The organism is Sporosarcina sp. FSL K6-2383 (assembly GCF_038618305.1).
In the GTDB taxonomy this organism is placed as follows: Bacteria; Bacillota; Bacilli; order Bacillales_A; family Planococcaceae; genus Sporosarcina.
Genome location: NZ_CP152017.1, coordinates 3591057 through 3613200, shown reverse-complemented (window position 1 = coordinate 3613200; position 22144 = coordinate 3591057). Strand labels below are relative to the sequence as shown.

19 protein-coding genes and 2 riboswitches are annotated in these 22144 nt (G+C 39.8%); of the genes, 10 read left to right on the top strand and 9 right to left on the bottom strand.

Going from position 1 to position 22144, the window contains the following annotated elements; all coding sequences use genetic code 11:
• The first annotated feature begins 93 nt into the window (after positions 1 to 93).
• Positions 94 to 1167, top strand: coding sequence for a D-xylose ABC transporter substrate-binding protein (gene xylF / locus MKZ10_RS18225; protein ID WP_342506590.1), 1074 nt, complete (start codon positions 94 to 96; stop codon positions 1165 to 1167).
• A gap of 763 nt (positions 1168 to 1930) precedes the next feature.
• On the opposite strand, the gene MKZ10_RS18220 is transcribed toward xylF, so the two are convergent.
• The 3 genes from MKZ10_RS18220 to MKZ10_RS18210 form a co-directional block, all read right to left on the bottom strand.
• Positions 1931 to 2317, bottom strand: coding sequence for an SET domain-containing protein (locus MKZ10_RS18220; protein WP_342506588.1), 387 nt, complete (start codon positions 2315 to 2317; stop codon positions 1931 to 1933).
• A 28-nt stretch (positions 2318 to 2345) separates the two neighbouring features.
• Entirely contained in the window at positions 2346 to 3431 is a 1086-nt protein-coding gene (locus MKZ10_RS18215) for a CotH kinase family protein (protein WP_342506586.1), read from the bottom strand.
• An 88-nt stretch (positions 3432 to 3519) separates the two neighbouring features.
• A complete protein-coding gene (locus MKZ10_RS18210; protein WP_342506585.1) occupies positions 3520 to 3714 on the bottom strand; it encodes a hypothetical protein in 195 nt (64 codons plus the stop codon).
• Positions 3715 to 4037: 323 nt separating this feature from the next.
• Between MKZ10_RS18210 and MKZ10_RS18205 the strand changes: the two genes are divergently transcribed.
• From MKZ10_RS18205 to MKZ10_RS18190, 4 genes are all read left to right on the top strand, one after another.
• The gene (locus MKZ10_RS18205; RefSeq protein WP_342506583.1) at positions 4038 to 4523 is read left to right on the top strand and encodes a hypothetical protein; all 486 of its coding nucleotides are present in this window, start codon (positions 4038 to 4040) and stop codon (positions 4521 to 4523) included.
• A 73-nt stretch (positions 4524 to 4596) separates the two neighbouring features.
• A complete protein-coding gene (locus MKZ10_RS18200) occupies positions 4597 to 6132 on the top strand; it encodes a DUF2642 domain-containing protein (RefSeq protein WP_342506581.1) in 1536 nt (511 codons plus the stop codon).
• 49 nt (positions 6133 to 6181) lie between these two features.
• A complete protein-coding gene (locus MKZ10_RS18195; RefSeq protein WP_342506579.1) occupies positions 6182 to 6850 on the top strand; it encodes a DUF2642 domain-containing protein in 669 nt (222 codons plus the stop codon).
• Positions 6851 to 7122: 272 nt separating this feature from the next.
• Complete coding sequence (locus tag MKZ10_RS18190) at positions 7123 to 8481, top strand: arsenic transporter (protein WP_342506578.1); 1359 nt, start codon at positions 7123 to 7125, stop codon at positions 8479 to 8481.
• 179 nt (positions 8482 to 8660) lie between these two features.
• Here MKZ10_RS18190 and mnmH read toward each other — a convergent pair whose 3' ends face one another.
• A complete protein-coding gene (gene mnmH, locus MKZ10_RS18185) occupies positions 8661 to 9710 on the bottom strand; it encodes a tRNA 2-selenouridine(34) synthase MnmH (RefSeq protein ID WP_342506576.1) in 1050 nt (349 codons plus the stop codon).
• A 21-nt stretch (positions 9711 to 9731) separates the two neighbouring features.
• A complete protein-coding gene (gene selD / locus MKZ10_RS18180; RefSeq protein ID WP_342506574.1) occupies positions 9732 to 10781 on the bottom strand; it encodes a selenide, water dikinase SelD in 1050 nt (349 codons plus the stop codon).
• Between the two features lie 151 nt (positions 10782 to 10932).
• Positions 10933 to 11040: riboswitch (SAM riboswitch) on the top strand.
• Positions 11041 to 11162: 122 nt separating this feature from the next.
• On the opposite strand from selD, the gene MKZ10_RS18175 reads away from it, so the two are divergent.
• Positions 11163 to 13031: a bifunctional homocysteine S-methyltransferase/methylenetetrahydrofolate reductase gene (locus MKZ10_RS18175; RefSeq protein ID WP_342506572.1), complete on the top strand. Its 1869-nt coding sequence runs from the start codon at positions 11163 to 11165 to the stop codon at positions 13029 to 13031.
• 119 nt (positions 13032 to 13150) lie between these two features.
• On the opposite strand, the gene MKZ10_RS18170 is transcribed toward MKZ10_RS18175, so the two are convergent.
• Complete coding sequence (locus MKZ10_RS18170; RefSeq protein ID WP_342506570.1) at positions 13151 to 14137, bottom strand: iron-siderophore ABC transporter substrate-binding protein; 987 nt, start codon at positions 14135 to 14137, stop codon at positions 13151 to 13153.
• Positions 14138 to 14395: 258 nt separating this feature from the next.
• On the opposite strand from MKZ10_RS18170, the gene MKZ10_RS18165 reads away from it, so the two are divergent.
• Positions 14396 to 15238, top strand: a complete 843-nt coding sequence (locus MKZ10_RS18165; RefSeq protein ID WP_342506568.1) for a pirin family protein — start codon at positions 14396 to 14398, stop codon at positions 15236 to 15238.
• Between the two features lie 55 nt (positions 15239 to 15293).
• On the opposite strand, the gene metC is transcribed toward MKZ10_RS18165, so the two are convergent.
• The 3 genes from metC to MKZ10_RS18150 form a co-directional block, all read right to left on the bottom strand.
• Positions 15294 to 16484 (bottom strand): cystathionine beta-lyase, encoded by a 1191-nt coding sequence (gene metC / locus MKZ10_RS18160; RefSeq protein WP_342506567.1) that lies wholly within the window; start codon positions 16482 to 16484, stop codon positions 15294 to 15296.
• Positions 16481 to 17602 carry a methionine biosynthesis PLP-dependent protein gene (locus MKZ10_RS18155; protein ID WP_342506565.1) on the bottom strand — a complete coding sequence of 374 codons (1122 nt, stop codon included), beginning with the start codon at positions 17600 to 17602 and terminating at the stop codon, positions 16481 to 16483. Before MKZ10_RS18155 ends, metC begins: the two co-directional genes overlap by 4 nt.
• A gap of 126 nt (positions 17603 to 17728) precedes the next feature.
• Positions 17729 to 17835, bottom strand: a riboswitch (SAM riboswitch).
• A 74-nt stretch (positions 17836 to 17909) separates the two neighbouring features.
• Entirely contained in the window at positions 17910 to 18938 is a 1029-nt protein-coding gene (locus MKZ10_RS18150; RefSeq protein ID WP_342506563.1) for an AI-2E family transporter, read from the bottom strand.
• 304 nt (positions 18939 to 19242) lie between these two features.
• Between MKZ10_RS18150 and MKZ10_RS18145 the strand changes: the two genes are divergently transcribed.
• From MKZ10_RS18145 to MKZ10_RS18135, 3 genes are all read left to right on the top strand, one after another.
• On the top strand, positions 19243 to 19788 hold the full coding sequence (locus MKZ10_RS18145; protein WP_342506561.1) for a DoxX family membrane protein: 546 nt from the start codon (positions 19243 to 19245) through the stop codon (positions 19786 to 19788).
• A gap of 466 nt (positions 19789 to 20254) precedes the next feature.
• Entirely contained in the window at positions 20255 to 20545 is a 291-nt protein-coding gene (locus MKZ10_RS18140; RefSeq protein ID WP_342506559.1) for a hypothetical protein, read from the top strand.
• Positions 20546 to 20650: 105 nt separating this feature from the next.
• The gene (locus tag MKZ10_RS18135; protein WP_342506558.1) at positions 20651 to 22126 is read left to right on the top strand and encodes a nicotinate phosphoribosyltransferase; all 1476 of its coding nucleotides are present in this window, start codon (positions 20651 to 20653) and stop codon (positions 22124 to 22126) included.
• Positions 22127 to 22144 lie beyond the last annotated feature (18 nt).

The window sequence follows — 22144 nt, the reverse complement described above, 5'->3', positions numbered from 1 at the left end:
GATGTCAGAGATTTTGAAAGGAGTCAATTGAGCAAGCTCAATTCAAAATCTCGACGCAATCACGCCGAGGCGTAATTGATTAGGGGTGATTGGTTGAAACAAAAGGTAATCATCGCGTTATTTTTTTGGATGTTTTTCTTACTGAGTGCTTGTACAAACACGCCACCGAAGGAGTTGGAGGCTGTTAAGCCAGAAGAACAAGTTCCTCATGTTGGGAAAGAGGGTCCAATTCGTATTGGATTTGCGATGGATTCATTTCTTGAAGAACGGTGGCTGAGAGACCGTGAAATGTTTAAGGAATCTGTCGAAGCACTGGGAGCCGAGGTCGAGATTGTTGCGGCATATGGGAATGATGCGCTTCAGATATCACAGGCAGAGACGCTGATTCAAAGCGGGATTGATCTTTTAGTCATTGTTCCACATAATTCTGAGGCGACAGCCGCGATTGTCCACAAGGCACATCTTGAGGGAATAAAAGTTATTGCTTATGACAGGCTTGTTAAAAATGCGGATCTTGATTTGTATGTATCTTTTGATAATGAGCGGGTGGGTGAGTTGCAGGCCGAAGCGATTACTGCACTCGTGCCGAAGGGGAATTACGTCTTTATTGGTGGTGCGATTACGGATAACAATGCGCATTTATTGAAAAAAGGTGTATTTAATGTACTGCGTCCCTATATTGAACGGGGTGATATTACCATCGTCTATGATCAGTGGACGAAGGATTGGACTCCGGTGAATGCAAAAGCCAATATGGAAGAAGCCCTTCGAACGACAAATATGCAAATTGATGCGGTGATTGTTGCGAATGATGCGACAGCAGGCGGAGTCATCCAAGCACTTGCAGCTGTAGGGTTAGCGGGTCAAGTGCCGGTTACTGGACAGGATGCGGATTTGGCAGGGGTACAGCGTATTGTTGCTGGGACACAAACGATGACGGTCTATAAGCCCCTTCATATGCTTTCGCAGGAAATTGCAAAATTAGCGGTTGCAATGGCTAAAGGTGAGGACGTAATTACAGAACGGAAAGTGAATAATGGTAAAATTGAAGTCCCTTCCGTGTTGTTAACACCCACTGCGGTAGATAAAGACAATGTGGAAAGTACAGTCATTGCAGATGGATTCCATTCTTTAGAGGATGTGTACCGAGCGACATCAAAGGAATAAGAATGAGTATTTTAAATGGCTAACCGTGGAAATGAAGAAATAGATTTGAAAAATGGGCTAACCTTGAAAGTATATCGAGACTACCTGAAACCATTGTGAGTATTCACAGTGGTTTTTCTATAGTGTTTCCTGTTCAATCTATGACATCAAACCACGTCTGTTGATTTAACCAAACATAACTTAATTAAACACTAGGCGCTCTGCGTCTAGACGCTTTTGACCGCTTTGGGATTGAACGACTTCTATACAATAACCGTGCTGTTTTATGAATAGGGATGCGACTTCGCCGCATCCCTATTCATTCTTTTGGGTAATCGTATAGTGGTCGTTCATCCGCCGCTCTCCAAAAATGCAGATACATGAAGTGCTAATGCTTTTGGGGACGAGGGAATAGATGGCTTCTAACTGGAAAGAGCCGCCAAGGATGCAATTTTGGCGACCGAAGCTTTCACCATGGTCTTTTCCATTTTTAGTTTATAAAGTGTCACTTTCTTATAGGGCTTGCTAAAAAGTAAAGTAACAACACTTTATACAATGTGCAAGAGTGCCCGAAATTGCATCTTCGAGCACTTACGTCCTTTATAGAAAGTCATCTATTCTATTCTTTTCTTTCCAAGCAACTGCATTTTTCACTTAAACATTGTAGCCACACTTGCTCCCCGGTAATTATGTCTTGAATATTTCGCCGAAAGCGAACCGGAAATAGTCCAGTGAAAATGGGGTTTCAATCCTTTTTTTAGTTACAATTTATACAAGTAAATGGTTAATCAACAGATATGACATCAAACCATAATGGAGATCTATCATTGGCATGCTCATTATAATTTATAGTAATTTCATCACCCATCTTAATGTCATCTAGCGCATAAAAATCGATTGACAAATTATCTGTATTATTATCAAACGTTGCATTGGGAGTATAGGAGTGGTTATAAAGTGATCCATACCCTAGCGCAATTGCAATATGCTCATAATTGTTACCCCAAGTAAAGCAGTAATCAAAAAGGATAGTCTTCTGTAAATACTTCCATTCATTTTTATGCGATATTAAAACAGGCGATACCTCGATGATTTCACCTGTTTTAATATCACGCGTAGCATAGATTCCCCTGCCATACTTACCGGTATCTTTTATGCATATTGGCTGCACAATGTATCTCCTTTCAATAATTCCTCATTCAATTAAAATTTACAAATTGTTCTTTCAAAAAGCTATTACGGTCGCGAATAAATTGAAATATGAGCTCAGGTTCACTATCAAATGCATCAATCTTACTTTTTTTATAAGGGTCAAGAAGGATATGTGGCCTTAGAGCTTCATGTAGGGAAACTACGTTGCTTTCCATATAATCAACTGTAAACTTAGTTTCCAAAATTTCTTCCAAGATGTCACGGTAAAATTTCCGGAATTCCGGAACGCGCATAAGAAGGTAGCAAAGGTGATTGCTCTTTTTACCTTCTAAAGGAACGTAATCGTATGGCATGATTCCTCCGTCGACCTTTCTGCCCCAAGTCGCGTCATAGTCCCAAGGGATAATTTCAAATAGACCCGTCCCACTATTGCGATACAGTGCATAGTTGTGCGTGAAGCCATCATTATTCATTGTGCAAACAGCCCCAGCAAGCCAGCGTAACAATCTATCAATATTGAAAGACTGAGAAATTTCATGAGGGAAATCAGCTAGAGGCACGGTATTTATTTTATTTATTAGTTCGAGGAGGAGTTCATCATCGGACGGTTCTCCAATAGCCCTTTGATAACCAGAAAGTAGTGTCTCTTTCATCTTTTCATCTCTCATCAAGGAAAAATTGGCATCATTGTTGGCTGCGTAGTAAATAGGACCAGAAGGGAGTCCCCTCTTTTGTAAGAAAAACTCATCAACAGATTCTAATTGTAAATAGACACCTTTGAGGGAACCGTTTCTAGTCAAATTAACATGCTGACTTTCTGGTGATAAAACACCTATATCATTGAAGAAGTCGAAGGAAAGTTTACTGCGGAATAAGGAAGGGTCTTTGTATTCGGCATTTAGATGAATTTCGCGGGCTCCGGAGAATGTTTTTGGGTCGATAAACTCGATGCGATAGGATCTTTTTCGGAATTTGCGTGTATAGGATCCCCGATAGGCAATATCAACGTCATATGTAGTGCCTTCAACCTGTAAAGAAGCAGGGACAGGATCATCGTTCCATAAATCACCCCGTAATTCTTTTAAATCCTTTTCCTTAAGTATTAAAGCATAAGAAGGAATTAAATGGGACATTAAACTTCTTTCCTTTCAATTATTCAATCTGCTACTTACGCTTGATCAAAGGATGATTGTTCAAGCGTAAGTGGCTAATCAATCGTTGCTAACGACGACTTTTACGTGAACCCGATGAATTATTGCCTTTTGAGGACTTACCTTTTGATGCATGACCTTTTGACGCGGCACCTTCCGATGCATTACCATTACCTGTCGAAGCGTTACCTGCTGACGCGTTACCTGTCGATGCATTTCCATCTGTTGAATTTTGACCGGCTCTAGCTTTTTTTCCTTTTGGCATAAAAATCCCACCTTTTATTTTAAGTCTACTACCAATGTATTCAGTGAATTTTTTACTGTGCCGGCAGCTCACTTTTTAAAGTTAAAAGCACCCATAAAATAGCAAGGGTTGATTGTAGAATACGTACATAGGACGTAGATAAGGCAGAGTGGACGAGTCTGAAAGTGGAAGGTAGCGATAAAAAAGCACTTTAATATTGTAGTTAATGAAAAAGATCTAGTAAGTGCTTGACCCATTCATCTACTTATAGGCATATGTACGTGGCTTCGTCATTCAAAGCCACATATAGATACTAGGATACTATAGAGGAGGGTTAGAAAACTATGAATAAGGAAATGATACACTCGCTCGTAGACAGAGTCATTAAAGTTGATAGAGGTGGACCAGAATCTCGTGTGGGTAAGTTGTTAGCAGCGGAAGAGGATTATATTACGTTGCTGAATGTTGATGAAGGAGTAATCTATTATAATACACAGCATATCAAAAGCCTAACGTATGATGCGAAAAATCAGGTAGAACTCAACGTTGAAATTCCAGAGGATTTTACGTTCATTCAAGCTGCAGATTTCAAGGATATTTTACAACAACTCACACTTCGTTGGGTGAAAATCAACCGTGGTGGGCCTGAAACTTTAGAGGGGGTTATGGACGCTGTTACAGATGATTTTGTAACAATTGTCGCGAATGAGGAAATAATCCGAGTTTCCCTGTTCCATATCCGTAACATCAGCTATGGTGTGAAAATTGAAAAAGCAGTTAAAGATGATGAAAAGAATAAACAGGAAGATTCAAAAAAAGAAAATGAATAAATGGGTATATGAATAAAATCGTCGCTTCTGTAAATCAGAAGCGACGATATTCTTATGAGGGAGGCGCCCCAAATTGCAAAAGCGAAAATTTGAAGAAATAGTAGGCGGCCTTAAAGGTTTAAAAATTGGTTTATTACTTTGTGGCAATCAATTCATAGAGGGTATTTTGTTGGACGTTAAACAAGATCATCTTGTCGTTGATATCGATCAAAAGGTTATGTATGTAACACTCCAACATATTAAGGTTCTTTCTAAGAATTCTAAAGATGCTCATATTGTGACTGTAAAAGTTCCATATCTCAATAGAAGCTCACTAGCCAATGTATGGACGGCTCTTCGGTACACCTGGGTCACTATTAATAGCCTGAGTAACGAAAAAGTTTTCGGGGTGTTAAGCAAGATATCTGAGGATTACATCATAGTAATAAATAGTGGGGAACTCCTCTATATTCCCCAATCCCATATATCCAATATGTATAGTGAAATAACGGATGAACAAATTATCTTGCTCAATCAAATGGAACAACTAGCTAGTCAGAAAAAGCATATATCAATCATCCCTAGTGAGATAGCAGAAATTAACGAGCAGCAAGTAAAACAGGTTGTCATCGAACAACCCTCATTAATGAGCAACAATGAGTCGGGAAAAAGTAGTGAAAATCCAATTTTAGAAAAGGTAACAGGACAGGGAATAGAATTACAAATAGAGTACGATGTCGCAGGAAATCTAGAGGTTAATTCTAAGTCTGTGAGTAGTAACAAACCTAATGAACTAGGGTGGGGTGGAGAACTGCATATAGAAAGCAATCAAGAAAAGGTGATTCGTGGATTTGCACCCCAAACCAGTGAGGATATCCAACATAATCCTCTTCAGGAGGAGCAAATTGTCATTCAACAACTTAAACCAATAAACGACAATCCAGGAATGGCGCTAGCAATAGAAAATCTGATTGGAGCAGTAAGAAGTATCGCAAGTAGTAGGCAAGAATCTTCAGAATTTTATGCAGAGACTACAGATATACTTTTATTGGGTAAACAGGACGAATATGAATCGTCTAGTCATGAAGAACGATTTAACCTAGCTGAATATCAGTCTAGGCTAAATGAAAAAAGGATACTCCTTTCTGAATGGAACACCATTATGACTGATCATCATAAATTGTTAGGCCAAAATAACTCTGAACAAGATGATAAAAAGGAAATACTAGATCATTTTAACGTCGATGTGGAAAGTGAATCTTTAGTCGATGATAGCATTGCTTTAAAAAAGAGACGGCGTAAGAAACGACTTAAACGCATAAAGCACTCGTTGCTTAAAACGAATTCAATAAAAGCAGTGGAGAACGATTTTGAAATTGTAGATAAAAAAAACGAGCTCGCTGGAATAACAGCTGATACTACTAGACAAATAAGTCGTGAAGAACAACAAGCAAGCTTGAAGATGCAGTACCATTCATTAATGATGCATGCAGCTGGAAATGTTGTTGATGAAAATCCCTCTTATCTGTCTGTAAGACAAACGAATCCTGAAGGAATGGAAGAGAAACAGTATCGTTCATTAATGAAGTATGCAGAAAAGATGTACCATCAATTGAGAGATTTACGATAAGAGAAGTATGTTGGGTATTACTAGGCATAAATCAAAAGGAGCTGTGGATGTGAATCAAATTATTCAAAGCTTGGTCAAGGAAGTTGTTCGACTGGAGGTTTCCGGAAAAAAACTACTGAATGGAACTGTAATTGATTCAGGCATGGACGCGATGGTACTTTTTAATGGGAAAGTATTTGTCTATATTCCCTTAGATCATATCCAAAACTTTGAGGTTGATTACAATAATGACGATTGTATACAAGCCCCGACAGAGTTGCCAAGTATAAGTGCAGATGAAATGGATGTAGATTTATCATTTAGAAAGGTTCTTACTCTAGCTCGGGGAAAATATGTTGAAATCTACGTAACAGGCGGAGAGCCTTTGCATGGCTATATTACGAGTATTATGGATAACTATTTTGTATTCCAATCCCCGATTTATAAAACAATGTACATTTCCTTAAAACATCTGAAATGGCTGATTCCTTATGCTCAAAATGAGCTTCCTTACGGCTTGAATCTCTTAGTGCAGCCTAATAATGAAACACTAGCAAGCACCTTTGAAGTTCAGGTTGAACAGTTTAAAGATGAAATTGTAGTATTAAATATTGGCGGCCCTAAAAGTCATATAGGAAAAATAACAAATGTTGAGCAACAATTTGCCAAGATTCAAACTGCAAGAGCGGACTCTATGTATGTGAACTTGAGCCATATTAAGACATTACATGTAGTGTGAGTCAGTTGCATCCATGCAACTTTGCTGAAGGGAAGACCCCTTTTCAGGCTGACGAGAAACCATCGACAGCCTATTTTTTTGTGGACAAGTTTCCTTAGGATGTTGTTGTCATCTGAAATTTGAACGGTTGTCCATCTTTTTAAGGTCGGTTTTGCGTTTAGTCCGAATATACATTTTGAAAGAGGTGGACATACATCTTGTTTTCGGTTGTACAGAGTGAATATACATACAAGGAAACGGACAAACAATAAAAAGAAGGGATATGTATATGCATGAGCTTTCAAATTGGAATTACCGGTTTGGTCTTCTTAACAACTATGTTAGTCATATTTTGGAGACCTAGAGGAATGAATGAGGCATGGCCAGCGTCGATTGGTGCAGCAATCATTTTATTGACGGGGATTGTTTCACAAGCAGACATTATGGATATCATCAGTAAAATTGGTGGTGCATCCGTTACGATTATTGCGACGATTGTTATGGCTGTTATCTTAGAGAGTTTTGGTTTTTTCCATTGGGCAGCCGCCAAGCTAGCCCATTTCTCGAAAGACTCAGGTCACCGTCTTTATTGGAATATCCAGTTGCTATGCTTTTTGATGACACTTTTATTTAATAACGATGGGAGTATTTTAATAACGACCCCAATTTTAATTTTACTACTTAAAAATCTCCGACTAAAACCTCACCAACAAATACCTTATCTATTAAGTGGCGCTCTCATTGCCACAGCTTCGAGTGCACCAATTGGCGTAAGTAATATCGTGAACTTGATTGCTTTGGAAATTGTGGACATGTCTCTTTGGATGCACACGGCTATGATGTTTGTCCCGGCGACGATAGGCTTGTTGTTTATGTCAGGTCTGATGTATATGGTAGTGAAAAATAAGCTACTCAAAACATTACCTAGCTCCGCGAATGATATAGAAGAAATTTTTTTCAATAAAAATTTCCATCCATTAAAAACAAAGATTTCTGTTGAAACAAAACAAAAACGCACAAAATTTATGATGAAAATTTTACTGTTTGTCTTTGTAATGCGTTGTCTCCTTTTCGTTGCCTCTTTTATCAATGTTCCCATTGAAATTGTGGCAGTACTTGGATCAGTCGCCCTGTTAGGCTGGAGATGGTATCATTTGCGCACGAACCCGGTGGATCTTTTGAAGAAGACGCCTTGGCACATTCTTATATTCGCCTTCTCTATGTATGTAATCATTTATGGCTTGCACAATGTGGGACTAACAGCTTTGCTCGTGCAATGGTGCGAACCAATTGTAACGCAGGGATTATTTCAAGCAAGTTTTATCATGGGGGGGGTAGTTTCATTACTGGCGAACATCTTTAATAATCACCCGGCTCTAATGATTGGGACAATCACTTTAACTGAAATGGGGCTAGATCCAATCACATTAAAGACTATCTATCTTGCGAATATTATAGGTAGTGACATGGGATCGTTATTGTTACCGATTGGTACCCTCGCTTCGCTAATTTGGATGAGTATCCTAAGAAGAAATAAGATAAAAGTGTCTTGGAAAGATTATTTGAGCATATCGTTAATCGTCATACCGATCACAACGATAGTAACGCTGACATTGTTATACTTCTGGGTGCAAATGGTCTTTGCCAATTGACATCTACGCTGGTCATGCTCGTATGTAGTCCCTTATATGTATATGTAATCGTCGTGTTAAAAGTGTGTGGTTTTAACTTGAATCGGCAGAAGTCCCCACTACTAAGGTGAGATGAAGTTCAATCTCTCCTTAGTAGTGGGATGAATGTAAAGTGGTATATAATTTGTACGGTTATTTCCTTATTTTAACTTACATAGATTTAAATTTCTGATAATCAAAAGTAGTTGTCGAAAAGCATCGTCCATATTGCTAGCAGTGATATGAACATGTTCAATCTCTGTATGCTGATGGATAGAATGCTCATAGCGCGGGTCGTAGTAGTGTTCGAGTAAGAGTTTTGTAACTGATGCAAAGTCACCGATTGCCAAGTCATCTTCGATTTGTTTGGCAATGGGGGTATGCAGCCGTTTTTTAATAATTTGAAAGGCATCTTTGAAATGAACTGGATATTTTTGTGGCTCATAATCAGCAAGAATATTATTGACTCGTTCTTCAATAGGTAAGTGTATGCTGAGTTGTACGCCTGTTTCTTTTTTATGGAATAAGAAGGCAGGCATACTGACTTTGCCAATCCGTCTACTTTCGCCTTCGATGAAAACATACGGTGCTGTTCTCAGTCGAACCAATTCATGAACGAGCAGTGAGTCGAATTTCTTTTGATTGCTTGGCTCCAGTCCAATTTGACCGAAAATAGAACCACGGTGGCCCGCGATATGTTCGAAATCGAGGACGGGAAATCCTTTGTCAGCTAGCCTCTTCAAAATAGCAGTTTTGCCTGATCCGGTATAGCCGTTAAGTACAACAAAGGTCGGTGCGAAGTCCTCACGTTCCAACTCATGGACGACCCATTGTCGAAAAGTACGAACCCCACCTGTCAACCGAGTTGTATGGATACCCATTAAATCAAGGACAGTGGCGGCCGTTTTACTGCGAATACCGCCACGCCAACAAAATACGGTCATCGGTGTATCAATGTTTTTGAAGGCGCGGATGAAGTCGGGCAGTTTTTTCGAAAAGATTTCAAGTCCCCTATCCTTGGCGACATCTTGCCCGACCTGTTTGTATAGCGTTCCAATTTCAGCTCGTTCTTCATCATCAAAAACAGGAATATTGATGCTTCCAGGAATTGTGGCCTCATTAAATTCTTTCGGGGACCGAACATCAATAAATGTATGTGGTCCCTTTGCTTGCACAGCCAATAATTCGTCTATTGTCAAGTCTTTAAACATCTCTTTCACCTTCTAGCTAAATTATGAAACCGTGATACGACCTTTGTTGTCCTCTGTTACCTCTCCGATGATTCGTGCATCAACGCCTTGTTGCTGAAGGTCATTCAACAAGTTGGTGGCCTCATGTTCTGCTAGTGCAATGAGCAATCCACCAGAAGTGACCGCGTCGCATAAAATCCAACGATCAATTTGATCTAATGTATCTGCATACGTTACGATATCCGCTACATGAGCAAAGTTATTTTTTGTGCCTCCAGGTACTTTACCTACTGCGGCAAGTTCTTTTGTACGTGGTAAAACAGGTACTTGGTTGGCATGTATATGAATGCCAACGTTACTTGCTTTGGCCATTTCAGATGTATGTCCTAATAATCCGAAGCCTGTTACATCAGTGGCAGCATGGACATCATATGTAGCCATTGCTTCTGCAGCTGTTTTATTAAGTGTAGTCATCACTTTTGTCACTTCAACCACTTCATCTTCAGTCAATAATCCATTTTTCAATGAAGTCGTGTAAATACCAACACCAATCGGTTTTGTTAATAACAGCTTATCGCCAGGCTTAGCTCCGGCATTGGTCCGTACTTTATCGGGGTGAACGACTCCTGTAACCGCCAGTCCGAATTTCGGTTCCTGATCGTCGATGGAATGTCCGCCGACCAGTGTAACGCCAGCTTCTTTTAATTTATCACCCGCGCCGCGTAAAATGGCTGCAAGGATGTTTTTATCTAAAGTGGCAATCGGGAAAGCTACAATATTGAGTGCTGTAATTGGTTTACCACCCATCGCATAGACATCGCTAATCGCATTGGTCGCCGCAATTTGCCCGAAATCATAAGGATCATCAACAATCGGTGTGAAAAAGTCGAGCGTTTGCACCATTGCAATGTCGTCCGTTAGTTTATAAACACCTGCATCATCACTTGTATCAAGACCAACGAGTAAATTAGGATCAGGTGTTGCAGGAGGAAGACTACGCAATACTTGCGCTAAATCAGCAGGTCCAATTTTACAGCCGCAGCCGCCTTTTGTTGTGAGTGAAGTCAATTTTACTGGAATCGTATTGTCCATCGTGCATCCACCTTTCGATTGTAAACCTGTTATTAATCTTAACACAATGATGGGAAATGCTTATTATTCATCACTTCCCAAAAAGGTATTGCTAATTTTCACTAAATAGCGTATGGTTATCAATAACAGAAATTTAACTTAATAATAGTTTTTCTTATCTAGAGAGGTATAGGGACTGGCCCATTGACACCTCAGCAACCGCCATAATTGGTACGGTGCTAATTCCAGCAAGTCGAGAAATCGGCTTGATAGATGAGGAAAAGACTTAGTCAAATGTAGAGTCTTCTTCCTTTATTCAATTAAAGGAAGAGGCTTTTTTGTTTCTATATTAATTTTTAAAACAGGATAAATAAAAGGTGAAAATAGAGAGGGGATAGACAGTTGGCAAATTTACTTGAGACGATGAAAGAGCGTATTTTGATTGGTGATGGTGCGATGGGAACATTGCTGTATACAAATGGGGTAGACCGTTGTTTTGAGGAGCTAAATTTGACACATCCTGAGCAAGTGTTAAATATTCATCAAGCTTATATTCAGGCAGGGGCTGATGTGATTCAAACGAATACATACGGCGCCAACTACATAAAATTAGCACGTTATGGACTAGAGGATAATGTCGAAGAAATCAATAGGGCAGCCGTTGCTATTGCTAAAAAAGCGGCCGGGAAAAATACGTTTATTCTCGGGACGATTGGTGGCATTCATGGCTCCAAAACACTGATTGGTACAAAAGAAGAAATCGAGCAAAGCTTTAAGCAACAACTACAATGCCTGCTTGCTGAAGGTGTGGATGGCATTTTATTAGAAACCTATTATGATTTTGATGAATTAACAGCAGTGCTCAAAATTGCACGGGAAGCGACGGATATTCCAATTATTACGAATGTCTCGATGCATGAAGCAGGAGTGCTACAAAATGGCTTGGCGCTGGCAGATGCTTTGCAGCAGTTGGAAGTGATAGGTGCGGATGTTGTGGGAGTTAATTGTGGATTAGGGCCTTACCATATGTTAAAAGCTTTAGAGGAAGTCCCATTGCCGAAACATGCCTTATTGGCTGTGTACCCGAATGCTAGCTTCCCGAGCTATACGGATGGCAAATTAACGTATGAAAATGAACCCGATTATTTTGGTAAACTGGCGCTTAATTTCCGTAAGGAGGGTGTTGGTTTACTAGGAGGATGTTGTGGTACTACGCCGGCGCATATTCGCGCACTGGTAGAAGGGCTAACGAATCGGGTACATGTGCAAGATAAGCAAGTGAAAGAGCATTCAGCTCCGGTGAGTGCTACAGAATCGAAGGATTTGGATAAACCGACCTTGCTTGAAACAGTGAAAAAGCGGCATTCGATTATTGTGGAATTGGATGCGCCTAAGCATCTAAACACGGCTAAGTTTTTTGAAGGGGCACAGGCTTTGCATGATGCAGGTGTGGATGCTATTACATTGGCTGATAACTCCCTGGCATCCCCAAGAATTTGTAATGCATCAATGGGATCATTAGTGAAGCAAAATATTGGTGCAACGCCTCTTGTCCATGTGACCTGTCGAGATCGTAACCTCATCGGCTTGCAATCGCATCTTATGGGACTGCACACAATGGGCATTACTGAATTATTGGCAATCACAGGAGATCCAACGAAAATTGGTGATTTTCCTGGTGCGACATCTGTTTTCGATGTGACATCTTTTGAATTGATTCAACTCATTAAGCAATTTAATGAAGGAATCTCATGGTCAGGTAAGTCGTTACAACAAAAAACATCGTTTACAGTGGCGGCAGCCTTTAACCCAAATGTGCGTCATATCGAGCGAGCTGTACAACGAATGGAGAAAAAAATAGATGCTGGGGCTGATTACTTTATCACGCAGCCAATCTATAGCCCAGAAAAAATTATTGAATTGTATGAAGCGACAAAGCATATTCAAGCGCCGATTTATATTGGTATTATGCCATTGACGTCGTCACAAAATGCAGAGTTTCTTCACAATGAAGTGCCAGGTATTAAGCTAACAGATGAAGTCCGTGCAAGAATGGGACTATTTGCGGGAGACCGTGAACAGTCTACGCGAGAAGGTATTGCAGTGGCGAAGGAATTGATTGACGTGGCTTTGGAGCATTTCCATGGGATCTATTTAATTACGCCGTTTATGCGTTACGATATGACTGTCGATTTGACAGAGTACATTAATGAAAAAGTAGATGCAGGTGCGACGAATAAGGTCATGAGAACAGCGAGTATTGTACATTAAAATGAAAAGGTATCTTCCTTGTTCGTTGTGTGAACTGGAAGATACCTTTTTAATGCAATATATATTATACTGTCTTCTGTTCAATTGAAAAGCTGCCCGAATATCGGTATTAGCTTTGTTTATTCAGCTAAAATATGCTGTGATACAATCTCTAAAGACTTCTCATTAATAATTGGAAAGTCTCTTAATGTCCAATAGGGTACGATGAAAATATGGTTATTTTTGACGGCTTTAAGGTTTTTCCAAAGTGAACTGTCCATCATTTCCTCGAAATTTTTCTCTGCATCGGAATCTCCACCTATGACTGGAAACCCAACTTGAACAAAGATATAGTCAGCATCAAAATCTGGTAAAGTCTCGATGGAAATAGGTTCAGCCTTGCCGATGGCTTCTACGCTTTCACTAGCTTGAAGCCCCAAATCACCATAAAGAATTCCACCTAGTTGTTGTTTTGTTCCATAAACACGATATTCTTTAGGCAAAATACGAAGGACAACAGCCGTTTTACCAGAGTCGATGAGGGGAGCAATCTTGCTTTTAGCATCGGCAACTTTATCTTCGTATTGCTTCAGCCAGTTATCTGCCTCTTGTGTTTTACCAAGTACTTCTGCAAATAGGCGAAAATCATCACGCCAATTGGCGCTTTCCTCTAAAATGATTGTAGGTGCAATTTTATTCAAAGAGTCAAATTGTTCAACATGTCCTTGTCGGGCAATGATTAGATCAGGCTCCGCTTGTAATATTGCTTCGAGATTAATATCATCCCCAAGTCCTACTACTCCGTCAAGTGGATTCCCTTCCATGTATTCCAAGTCTGTATTTCCTAAATATGTAGCCATCGCATATGGTTTTGTACCTAAAGCAATCATGGAATCAGCTAGGCGATAATCCAACACGGCAATTTTACTTGGTTCACCAATGATTGTCGTTTCTCCTTGGAGATGCTTAATGACACGCTTCGTTTGCGAATCTGAAGATGTTTCATTACTTTCAGGTTCTACGACTTGCTGATTGTCTGCATTTTTTTCATTTGAACTACATCCAACTGTGAATAATGTAACAACTGTAAGTGCTATAAACATAGTGATAAATGATTTGCAATTCATGAATAATCCTCCCGGTTACTTTTAATGGCGAAAAGTATATTTTTGTTAACTAATAATGATAATCATTCTCAATTAATTAACTTGATATAATAATAGACGATTATTAAAATTTAGTCAACACTGGATAGAAATCTTTATTAGTATCCTTTTGTATACTATGGCACTTAAAAGAACGTACTTCCTTTATTGGTTAATTTGCCCCATACTAACATATATAGAACTAGTACTATTCAACAAAGATAGAAGGAGGATTTTATAATGAGTAACGAAAACGTTGTATCAAGAGGTATTAGAAGTGTAAGAGATGTTGTTTTCCAAGAAAATTCACCGACACATAAAGTAGGATTGGTTATTGAGCCTGGGAATTGGGAGGAAGCTGATCCTTTCCTATTGATGGCAGAGGACTTTTTTGTACGTGGCACATTCGGTATGCACCCACATCGTGGCATGGAGACGGTGACGTATGTTATTGAAGGCAAGCTAGAGCATTCGGACAATAAAACCGGTGGCGGAGAGCTGCTACCAGGGGACGTCCAGTGGATGACTGCGGGACGAGGAATCATTCATACAGAAGATCCGGCTGTCGGTGATGTAGTTCGTTCCTTGCAACTATGGGTCAATCTTCCAAGTGATAAAAAAATGACGGAGCCACGCTATCAAAATATGCGTGCGCAAGATATGCCTGTTCGCGAAGAAGAGGGGGCTGCTATCCGTGTGTTTTCCGGTTCCTCAATGGGCGTAACGGCTGCTACGAAAAATCATGTACCTGTGACGATAGTGGAGTTAAACATCGATGCAGGGGTGACAGTTATGCAAGATCTACCGGGAAGTTATAACGGGTTTCTATATATCGTAGAAGGACAAGGAACGTTTGGCAAAGACAACACGGTAGGCAAAGAAGGACAAGTTCTCTGGCTTGAACGTGGAGTGGATACTGAACAGACTGAATTGACCATTCATGCGACAGAGCAATTACGCGTCGTCTTATATGCAGGACAACCGATTGGTGAAAAAGTCGTCGCACGTGGCCCATTTGTGATGAATTCAGAAGAAGAGATTGTTCAAGCATACAAAGATTACCGAGAAGGCAAATTCGAGTAAGTTTTTTAAAGACCCCTTGTAAATGGGCATTCCATTTACAAGGGGTCTTATTGGCTTATGATGAAGTTTTTGCTGTGACTAATTTCTCTGCAACCTGCAAGGCTTGATCAAAATCAGCTATCAAGTCATCGACATGCTCAAGCCCTACTGAAAAGCGCAGCAGACCATCTGTGATGCCACGTTTTTCTCGTTCAGCTTTAGGCATTGCAGCATGGGACATTTGTGCTGGATAAGAAAGTATAGATTCGACGCCACCTAGACTGACGGCGAAAACTGGGATTTTGACGTTTTCGACAAATGCTTTGGCTGTCTCTCTGTTTGGTAAGCGGAATGATAATACAGCGCCTGCACTTGTTGACTGTTTTGCATGGATAGTGTGTCCTGGATGATTTGGTAAGCCAGGGTAAAACACTTCTTCCACTAATGCATGCCCATCCAAATAGGCAGCGATTTTAGTTGCGGAGGCAGTTGATTGCATCAAGCGAGCGCCCAATGTTTTGATGCCTTGTATGAGTGCATAGGAATCTTGTGCACCTAAAATAGCACCGAAAGAATTTTGGATGAATGCTAAGCGATTGCCGAGCTCCTCATCCTTTGCCACAGCGAGACCAGCGATGATATCACTATGCCCCGATAAAAACTTCGTTGCACTGTGCAGGACAATATCCACACCAAGATCGAGTGGACGCTGATAAAGAGGTGACATGAATGTATTATCAAGGAATGTTAAGCATTCATGCGCTTTGGCAATAGTGACGACCGCTTCAATATCCGTAATGCCAAGACGTGGATTGGAAGGTGTTTCGATGTAAATTAATTTCGTATTTGGTTGGATAGCTTGCTTGACTGCTGCTAAATCGCCTAAATCTACAAAAGTATGATCAATCCGGAATTTCGTCAATACTTCAGTGACAAAACGAAATGTTCCACCGTAAACATCCTCGGTGATGACAATATGATCATCAGCAGACAACAGCATGAATGCAGAGGAAATAGCAGCAATGCCAGAAGCAAATGCCAGCCCTCTCGCACCGCCTTCCAAGGCTGCAATTGTTTTTTCCAAAGCATCCCTTGTTGGATTGCCCGAACGACTGTAGTCATATGGACCGAACTTATCAAAGCTCTCCTGATGGAATGTAGAGGATAAGTAAATCGGAACGTTGACAGCACCTGTTTTTTGCTCAAAATCGCCACGTGTCGATGCGTGGATAATCGTCGTTTCCAATCGTTCTTCATGTGAACTCATAGTTGAGGCACCTCGCTTTTTAATGTGGCAAATACTTGTTTCAAATCGGCAATTAAGTCTACCGCATCCTCTACTCCTACTGAAAAGCGTAACAATTTTTCATCGACACCTCGGCGTAGTCGTTCTTCCAGCGGGATATCTGCATGGGTTTGTGTCGTTGGGTAGGTAATGAAACTCTCCACACCACCAAGACTTTCTGCAAATGTAATGAGTCTTAGGTTTTCTAGAAATGGTCCAACCCATTCGCCCTCTTGTAGGCGGAAGGATAGCATCCCACCTTTTCCTGGATATAGTACATCTTTGACAAGTGGCTCACTTTGTAAGAAATCTACAATAGTTTTCGCATTGGCATCATGCTGCTTCATGCGTAAATGAAGCGTTTTTAATCCACGAACGATTAACCATGAATCGAAAGGCGACAAAACCGCGCCAATCGCATTGTGATTAGTACCAAGTTTGGTACAAAGCTCCTCTCCCTTCGCCACAACCAATCCAGCAAGCACATCATTATGACCGCCAATATATTTCGTTGCACTATGCAAAACAATATCAGCGCCAAGCTCAATTGGTCTTTGGAAATACGGTGTGTAAAATGTGTTATCGACAATGAGCAACAAACCATGCCTTTTAGCGAGTTCTGCGTATTGAATAATATCAATTTCCTGCATCAAAGGATTGGTTGGTGTTTCGATAAAAAGGGCTTTTGTTTTCTCTGTAATCAAGTTCTCAGTCTCTTTAACGTCTTTATAATCTGTATACGTCGTCGTAATCGAATAGATATCGGCATAATAGTCTAGCAGACGATAGGTCCCACCGTAAATATCTTCTGGACCAATCAATTCGTCGCCTGAGCGGAATAGAGATAACACTAATTGAATCGCAGCCATACCGGAACTACAGGCAAAACCCGCGTCTCCGCCTTCTAAGTTCGCAATGCCTTCTTCTAAAATGGAGCGTGTTGGATTTTTGGTTCGTGAGTAGTCATAGCCAGTCGATTGACCGAGTCCGTTGTGCTTAAAAGCTGTAGATAAATAAATCGGTGGGTTCACCGCCCCAGTTTTCAAATCGCTGTTATTTCCTAGCTGCACTAATCGTGTTTCAAAACTTTTGTTTGTCATTGTCATCATCCTTTTCGTTTGAAATAAATTACGCCGGGCTGTAAATGAAGAGGGAATCCCTGCAGAATAAAATTGAAAAGAGGACCCTCTATAAGAAGAGGGCCCTCAAAAATATTGAAGTCAATCTTCTTATCTTCAAGACAGCTATCGTCTATTGGAATTAGCACCATACCCTAATTAGGCTGGTTGCTGAGACATCATCGGGCCACTCCCTACGTCTCTCTTGATAAGAATAAAATATGAAGTTGTTAGAAAATATTAATTTATCCAACTCTATCACGTTGAGAAAAAAAAGACAAGAGGATTATTAATCCGACTTGTCTTTTTTGATGGTGGGTGTCTTATCTGTAACATCTAGTATGTCTAGCAGGAACACAAACACAGGAATCCCAATAATCAATCCCCAGACGCCAAAGAAGTTTTGTGAAAAAATGAGCACAATAAACGTATAAAAAACGGGTAAATCTGTTTTCGAAGACATCAGTTTTGGATTTAAGATATAAGCTTCAATTGCATGGATAACCATGACGGCTATAAATAAGTAAATGACTGTTAAGTATCCGCCAATCGTAAAACCAATAATAGTGAGGGGGACTAAAGAAATAATGACCCCTGCGACTGGGATGAGCCCTAAGAAGAAAATCATAATGCCCAATCCAATAATTTGTGGGAATCCAAGTATCATCAAAATAATGACTGATAACACTGTATTCACAAGTGCGATAATAAACTGAGCTTCTATTACTTTTCCAAATGTACGCGAAAACTTTTTCCCGAAGAATTCAATTTCATAATAGAACGGTGCAATTTTACTACTTTTAAATTTATTCGTGAATTCAATTAAACTTGGCTTTTCAAGAAGGAAAAACAGGCTAAGGATTAAGGCAATCAATACTTGAACACTGGTTTTACTAATATCTGTAAAGGATTTTAGTAGAAATGAAAAACCATTTTCTAAATAGGCAGTAATTTTTTCACTAGAAACGATGGACTCAATAAAATTGATTAATGGATTATCGTAGGATTGGGTAGAGAAGCTTGTAATCTGCTTAATTAACTGGCTGATTTCTAGTGAAATAATCGGTAAATACTTAACTAGACCAACCGTCAGTATACCGACAATCGTCGTATAGAGTAGGAGAACGAGTGCTTTTCGATTGAGGCGGACGTGCTTGAACGTAAATTCTACAAGTCGATCCATCAAAAAGGCGAAAATAAATGTTAGTAGAATTAAATTCATCATACTTCTGACGCTGTACAAAATTAAAATGATTAAAGCAAAAATAATGACCCGTTTTACTCCTTTATTCTTAAAGAAATCAGTTATCACTTCCATATTTAGATAATACCCCTCATTAATTATTTTGAGTGAAGATTATGTCGTAATACGTCTACTAACAGTATCAGCCTAAAGAGTAGATTTTACAAGTGGGAACTCCAGTCGTTATCCATCTTTTTAGAGATATTCTACCCAATTATATGTGTAAATAACGATTAGAAAAGTATTTTCCTCCATTTTGCAAAAAAAATAGAGAGACACGTATTAATTGAGATTGGTTTATGTAATAAGACATTACTGTGAACATATGGAAAACCGACTAATATTATTATATAATGTAAGCAAGAGAAGGAGTGATACTATGTTGAAGAAAAGCACAATTATCATCCCGGAAAACCCGCTGTCTAGTTTTTTATTCAGCGATACGCGTTCGGCGGTTATTTGGTTATTTATAAGACTTTATGTCGGTTATGCATGGTTGACTGCTGGCTGGGGGAAAGTGCGAAGTGATGCTTGGACGGGTGAAAATGCCGGAGCAGCGATTAATGGATTTGTTTCAGGTGCCATTGCGAAGTCTCAGGAAGGTGGAGATGTGTCCGGTTGGTTTGCGACATTTTTGGAAAATGCCGTATTACCAAATGCTAAACTATTCGGATTCGTAGTTGCATATGGTGAATTATTAGTTGGTCTAGGGCTGGTCTTTGGATTATTAACAGGAATTGCAGCGTTTTTTGGTGCATTAATGAACGTCAGTTTTTTGCTAGCTGGAACATTAAGTACGAACCCAGTTCTGTTCATCTTAGCAACTTGGTTGGTACTCGCATGGAAAGTAGCTGGCTGGTATGGTCTTGACCGTTTCGCATTACCAAAGCTAGGAACACCGTGGCAGAAGACGAATAGGGGTTAGAGAAAATTTTGCCAGGAGTAATCTCGTAATTTGAGATTACTCCTGTTTTTATGGCTAGAAAGAATTATGAAATATCGTTATATGTTATCACTCTGTTGAATAACCATTTACTTGTAATTATAATTATCAAGCAAGAACTAGAAAACTTCCTGTTTACTGGACATTTCCGGTTTACTTTCGGCAACAGATGGACGACATAATAACCGCAGGAATAGTTTTGTTAGCAATGATTTCGTCATTACCAACAAAACCGTTCTCAATCATCTTGTTGTGCATCATTGCCTGTCGTAAACCTCCAATGCTCAAGTGAAAAATGGAGGTACTTGGAAAGAAAAGAATAGATGACACTGTTAAAGAGTGTAGGTTCCCGAAGATACAATTTCGGGAACTAGTGCACATTGAAGCAAGCATTTATTTCTTGATTTTGCATAACTACTCTAAGAAAGTGATAGGATTTAAAATAGTAATGGGGAACAGTATAGAAATAGCGGCAGCCGCCAAAATTGCATCTTTGGCGGCTTTTATAGAGTTAGAATTACTCTATTCTTTTATTCCCAAGAGCATTGGTACTTTGTGGAGTATTTCCTTTGGAGAGCGACGGGTGGACGGCTATCATACGATTACCGAAGGAAAAAATTGGGGATGTGACGTAGTCACATCCCCAATTTTAAAAATAGCCGGGTTATTGTATAGTAGCCGTTCATTCCCAAAGCGTTCCAAAGGGATAAAATACACTAAGTCTTTACTATCTAATTAAGATATTTTTTCGGCAATCAATAGACGTTTCATGTTATATAACATCGAAATTGGGGTAAATGGTGTATACTATTGGTACTTAAAGTAATCGGAAGAAGGAGATAACATGAGTTCAAAATATGCAGATGATAGCTTGGCATTACATACGGATCTTTATCAAATCAATATGGCGGAATCGTATTGGGCGGATGGAATTCATAATCGAAAATCAGTGTTTGAATTATTTTTTAGAAGCTTACCATTTGGTAATGGCTATGCAATATTCGCGGGACTTGAAAGGGTGCTTGATTATTTGCGCAATCTTCAATTCAGCGAAAGTGATTTAGCTTATTTAAAGGATGACCTTGGTTATGAGGATGACTTTATTAGTTATTTGAAGGATTTGCGTTTCACTGGCGATGTTTATTCAATGGTTGAGGGAGAGTTGGTTTTTGCCAATGAACCCATTATTCGAATTGAAGCGCCACTTATCCAAGCGCAGCTTATTGAAACGGCTGTTTTGAATATCGTTAATTATCAAACGCTAATTGCAACGAAAGCAAGTCGCATCAAACAGGTTGTGAAGGATGAAGTGGTCATGGAATTTGGGACACGCCGTGCGCATGAAATGGATGCGGCAATTTGGGGTGCCCGCGCGTCCATTATTGGGGGCATTGAAGCGACGAGTAATGTACGTGCTGGGAAAAGATTTGATATACCTGTTTCAGGGACACATGCTCATTCCATGGTGCAAGCTTATAAAAGTGAATATGAGGCATTTCATTCATACGCGAAACGCCATAAGGATTGTGTTTTCCTTGTAGACACTTATAATACGCTGAAGATTGGTATTCCAACCGCGATTCAAGTGGCGAAAGAATTAGGGGACACAATCAATTTCATCGGTGTGCGTCTCGATAGCGGCGATATTTCATTTTTATCGAAAGAAGCGCGCCGTATGTTGGATGATGCAGGATTCACAGAGGCGAAGGTGGTCGTTTCAAATGATTTGGATGAGTATACAATTTTGAACTTGAAAGCGCAGGGAGCAAAGGTAGACGTCTGGGGAATCGGAACGAAACTGATTACAGCCTATGATCAGCCAGCGCTTGGAGCGGTATATAAAATTGTTTCCATTGAAAATGCAGAAGGCGAAATGACTGATACGATTAAGATTTCCTCAACAACGGAAAAAGTGACAACACCAGGACGGAAAAAATTGTATCGCATTATTGACTTGGAGAATGGCAAGGCTGAAGGGGACTACATTACGATGTACGATGAAGACCCAGAGTCTGAACAACGCCTTAAAATGTTCCATCCAGTTCATACCTTTATCTCGAAGTTTGTAACGAATTTTGAAGCGAAAAATTTGCATCAGAAGGTTGTTGAAGATGGGAATGTCATCTATGCAAATCCACCGTTGTTGCAAATGCGTGACTATGCGAAAGAAAACTTGAATTTATTATGGGATGAATATAAACGCTCATTGAATCCAGAAGAATATCCAGTCGATTTAAGTCAAAAATGCTGGGATAACAAAATGCGTAATATCCAGGAAGTTCAGGAAATGGTTGAAGACTTTAACTTCAATCAGCAGTAGTTCCTCACTTTTATAAGT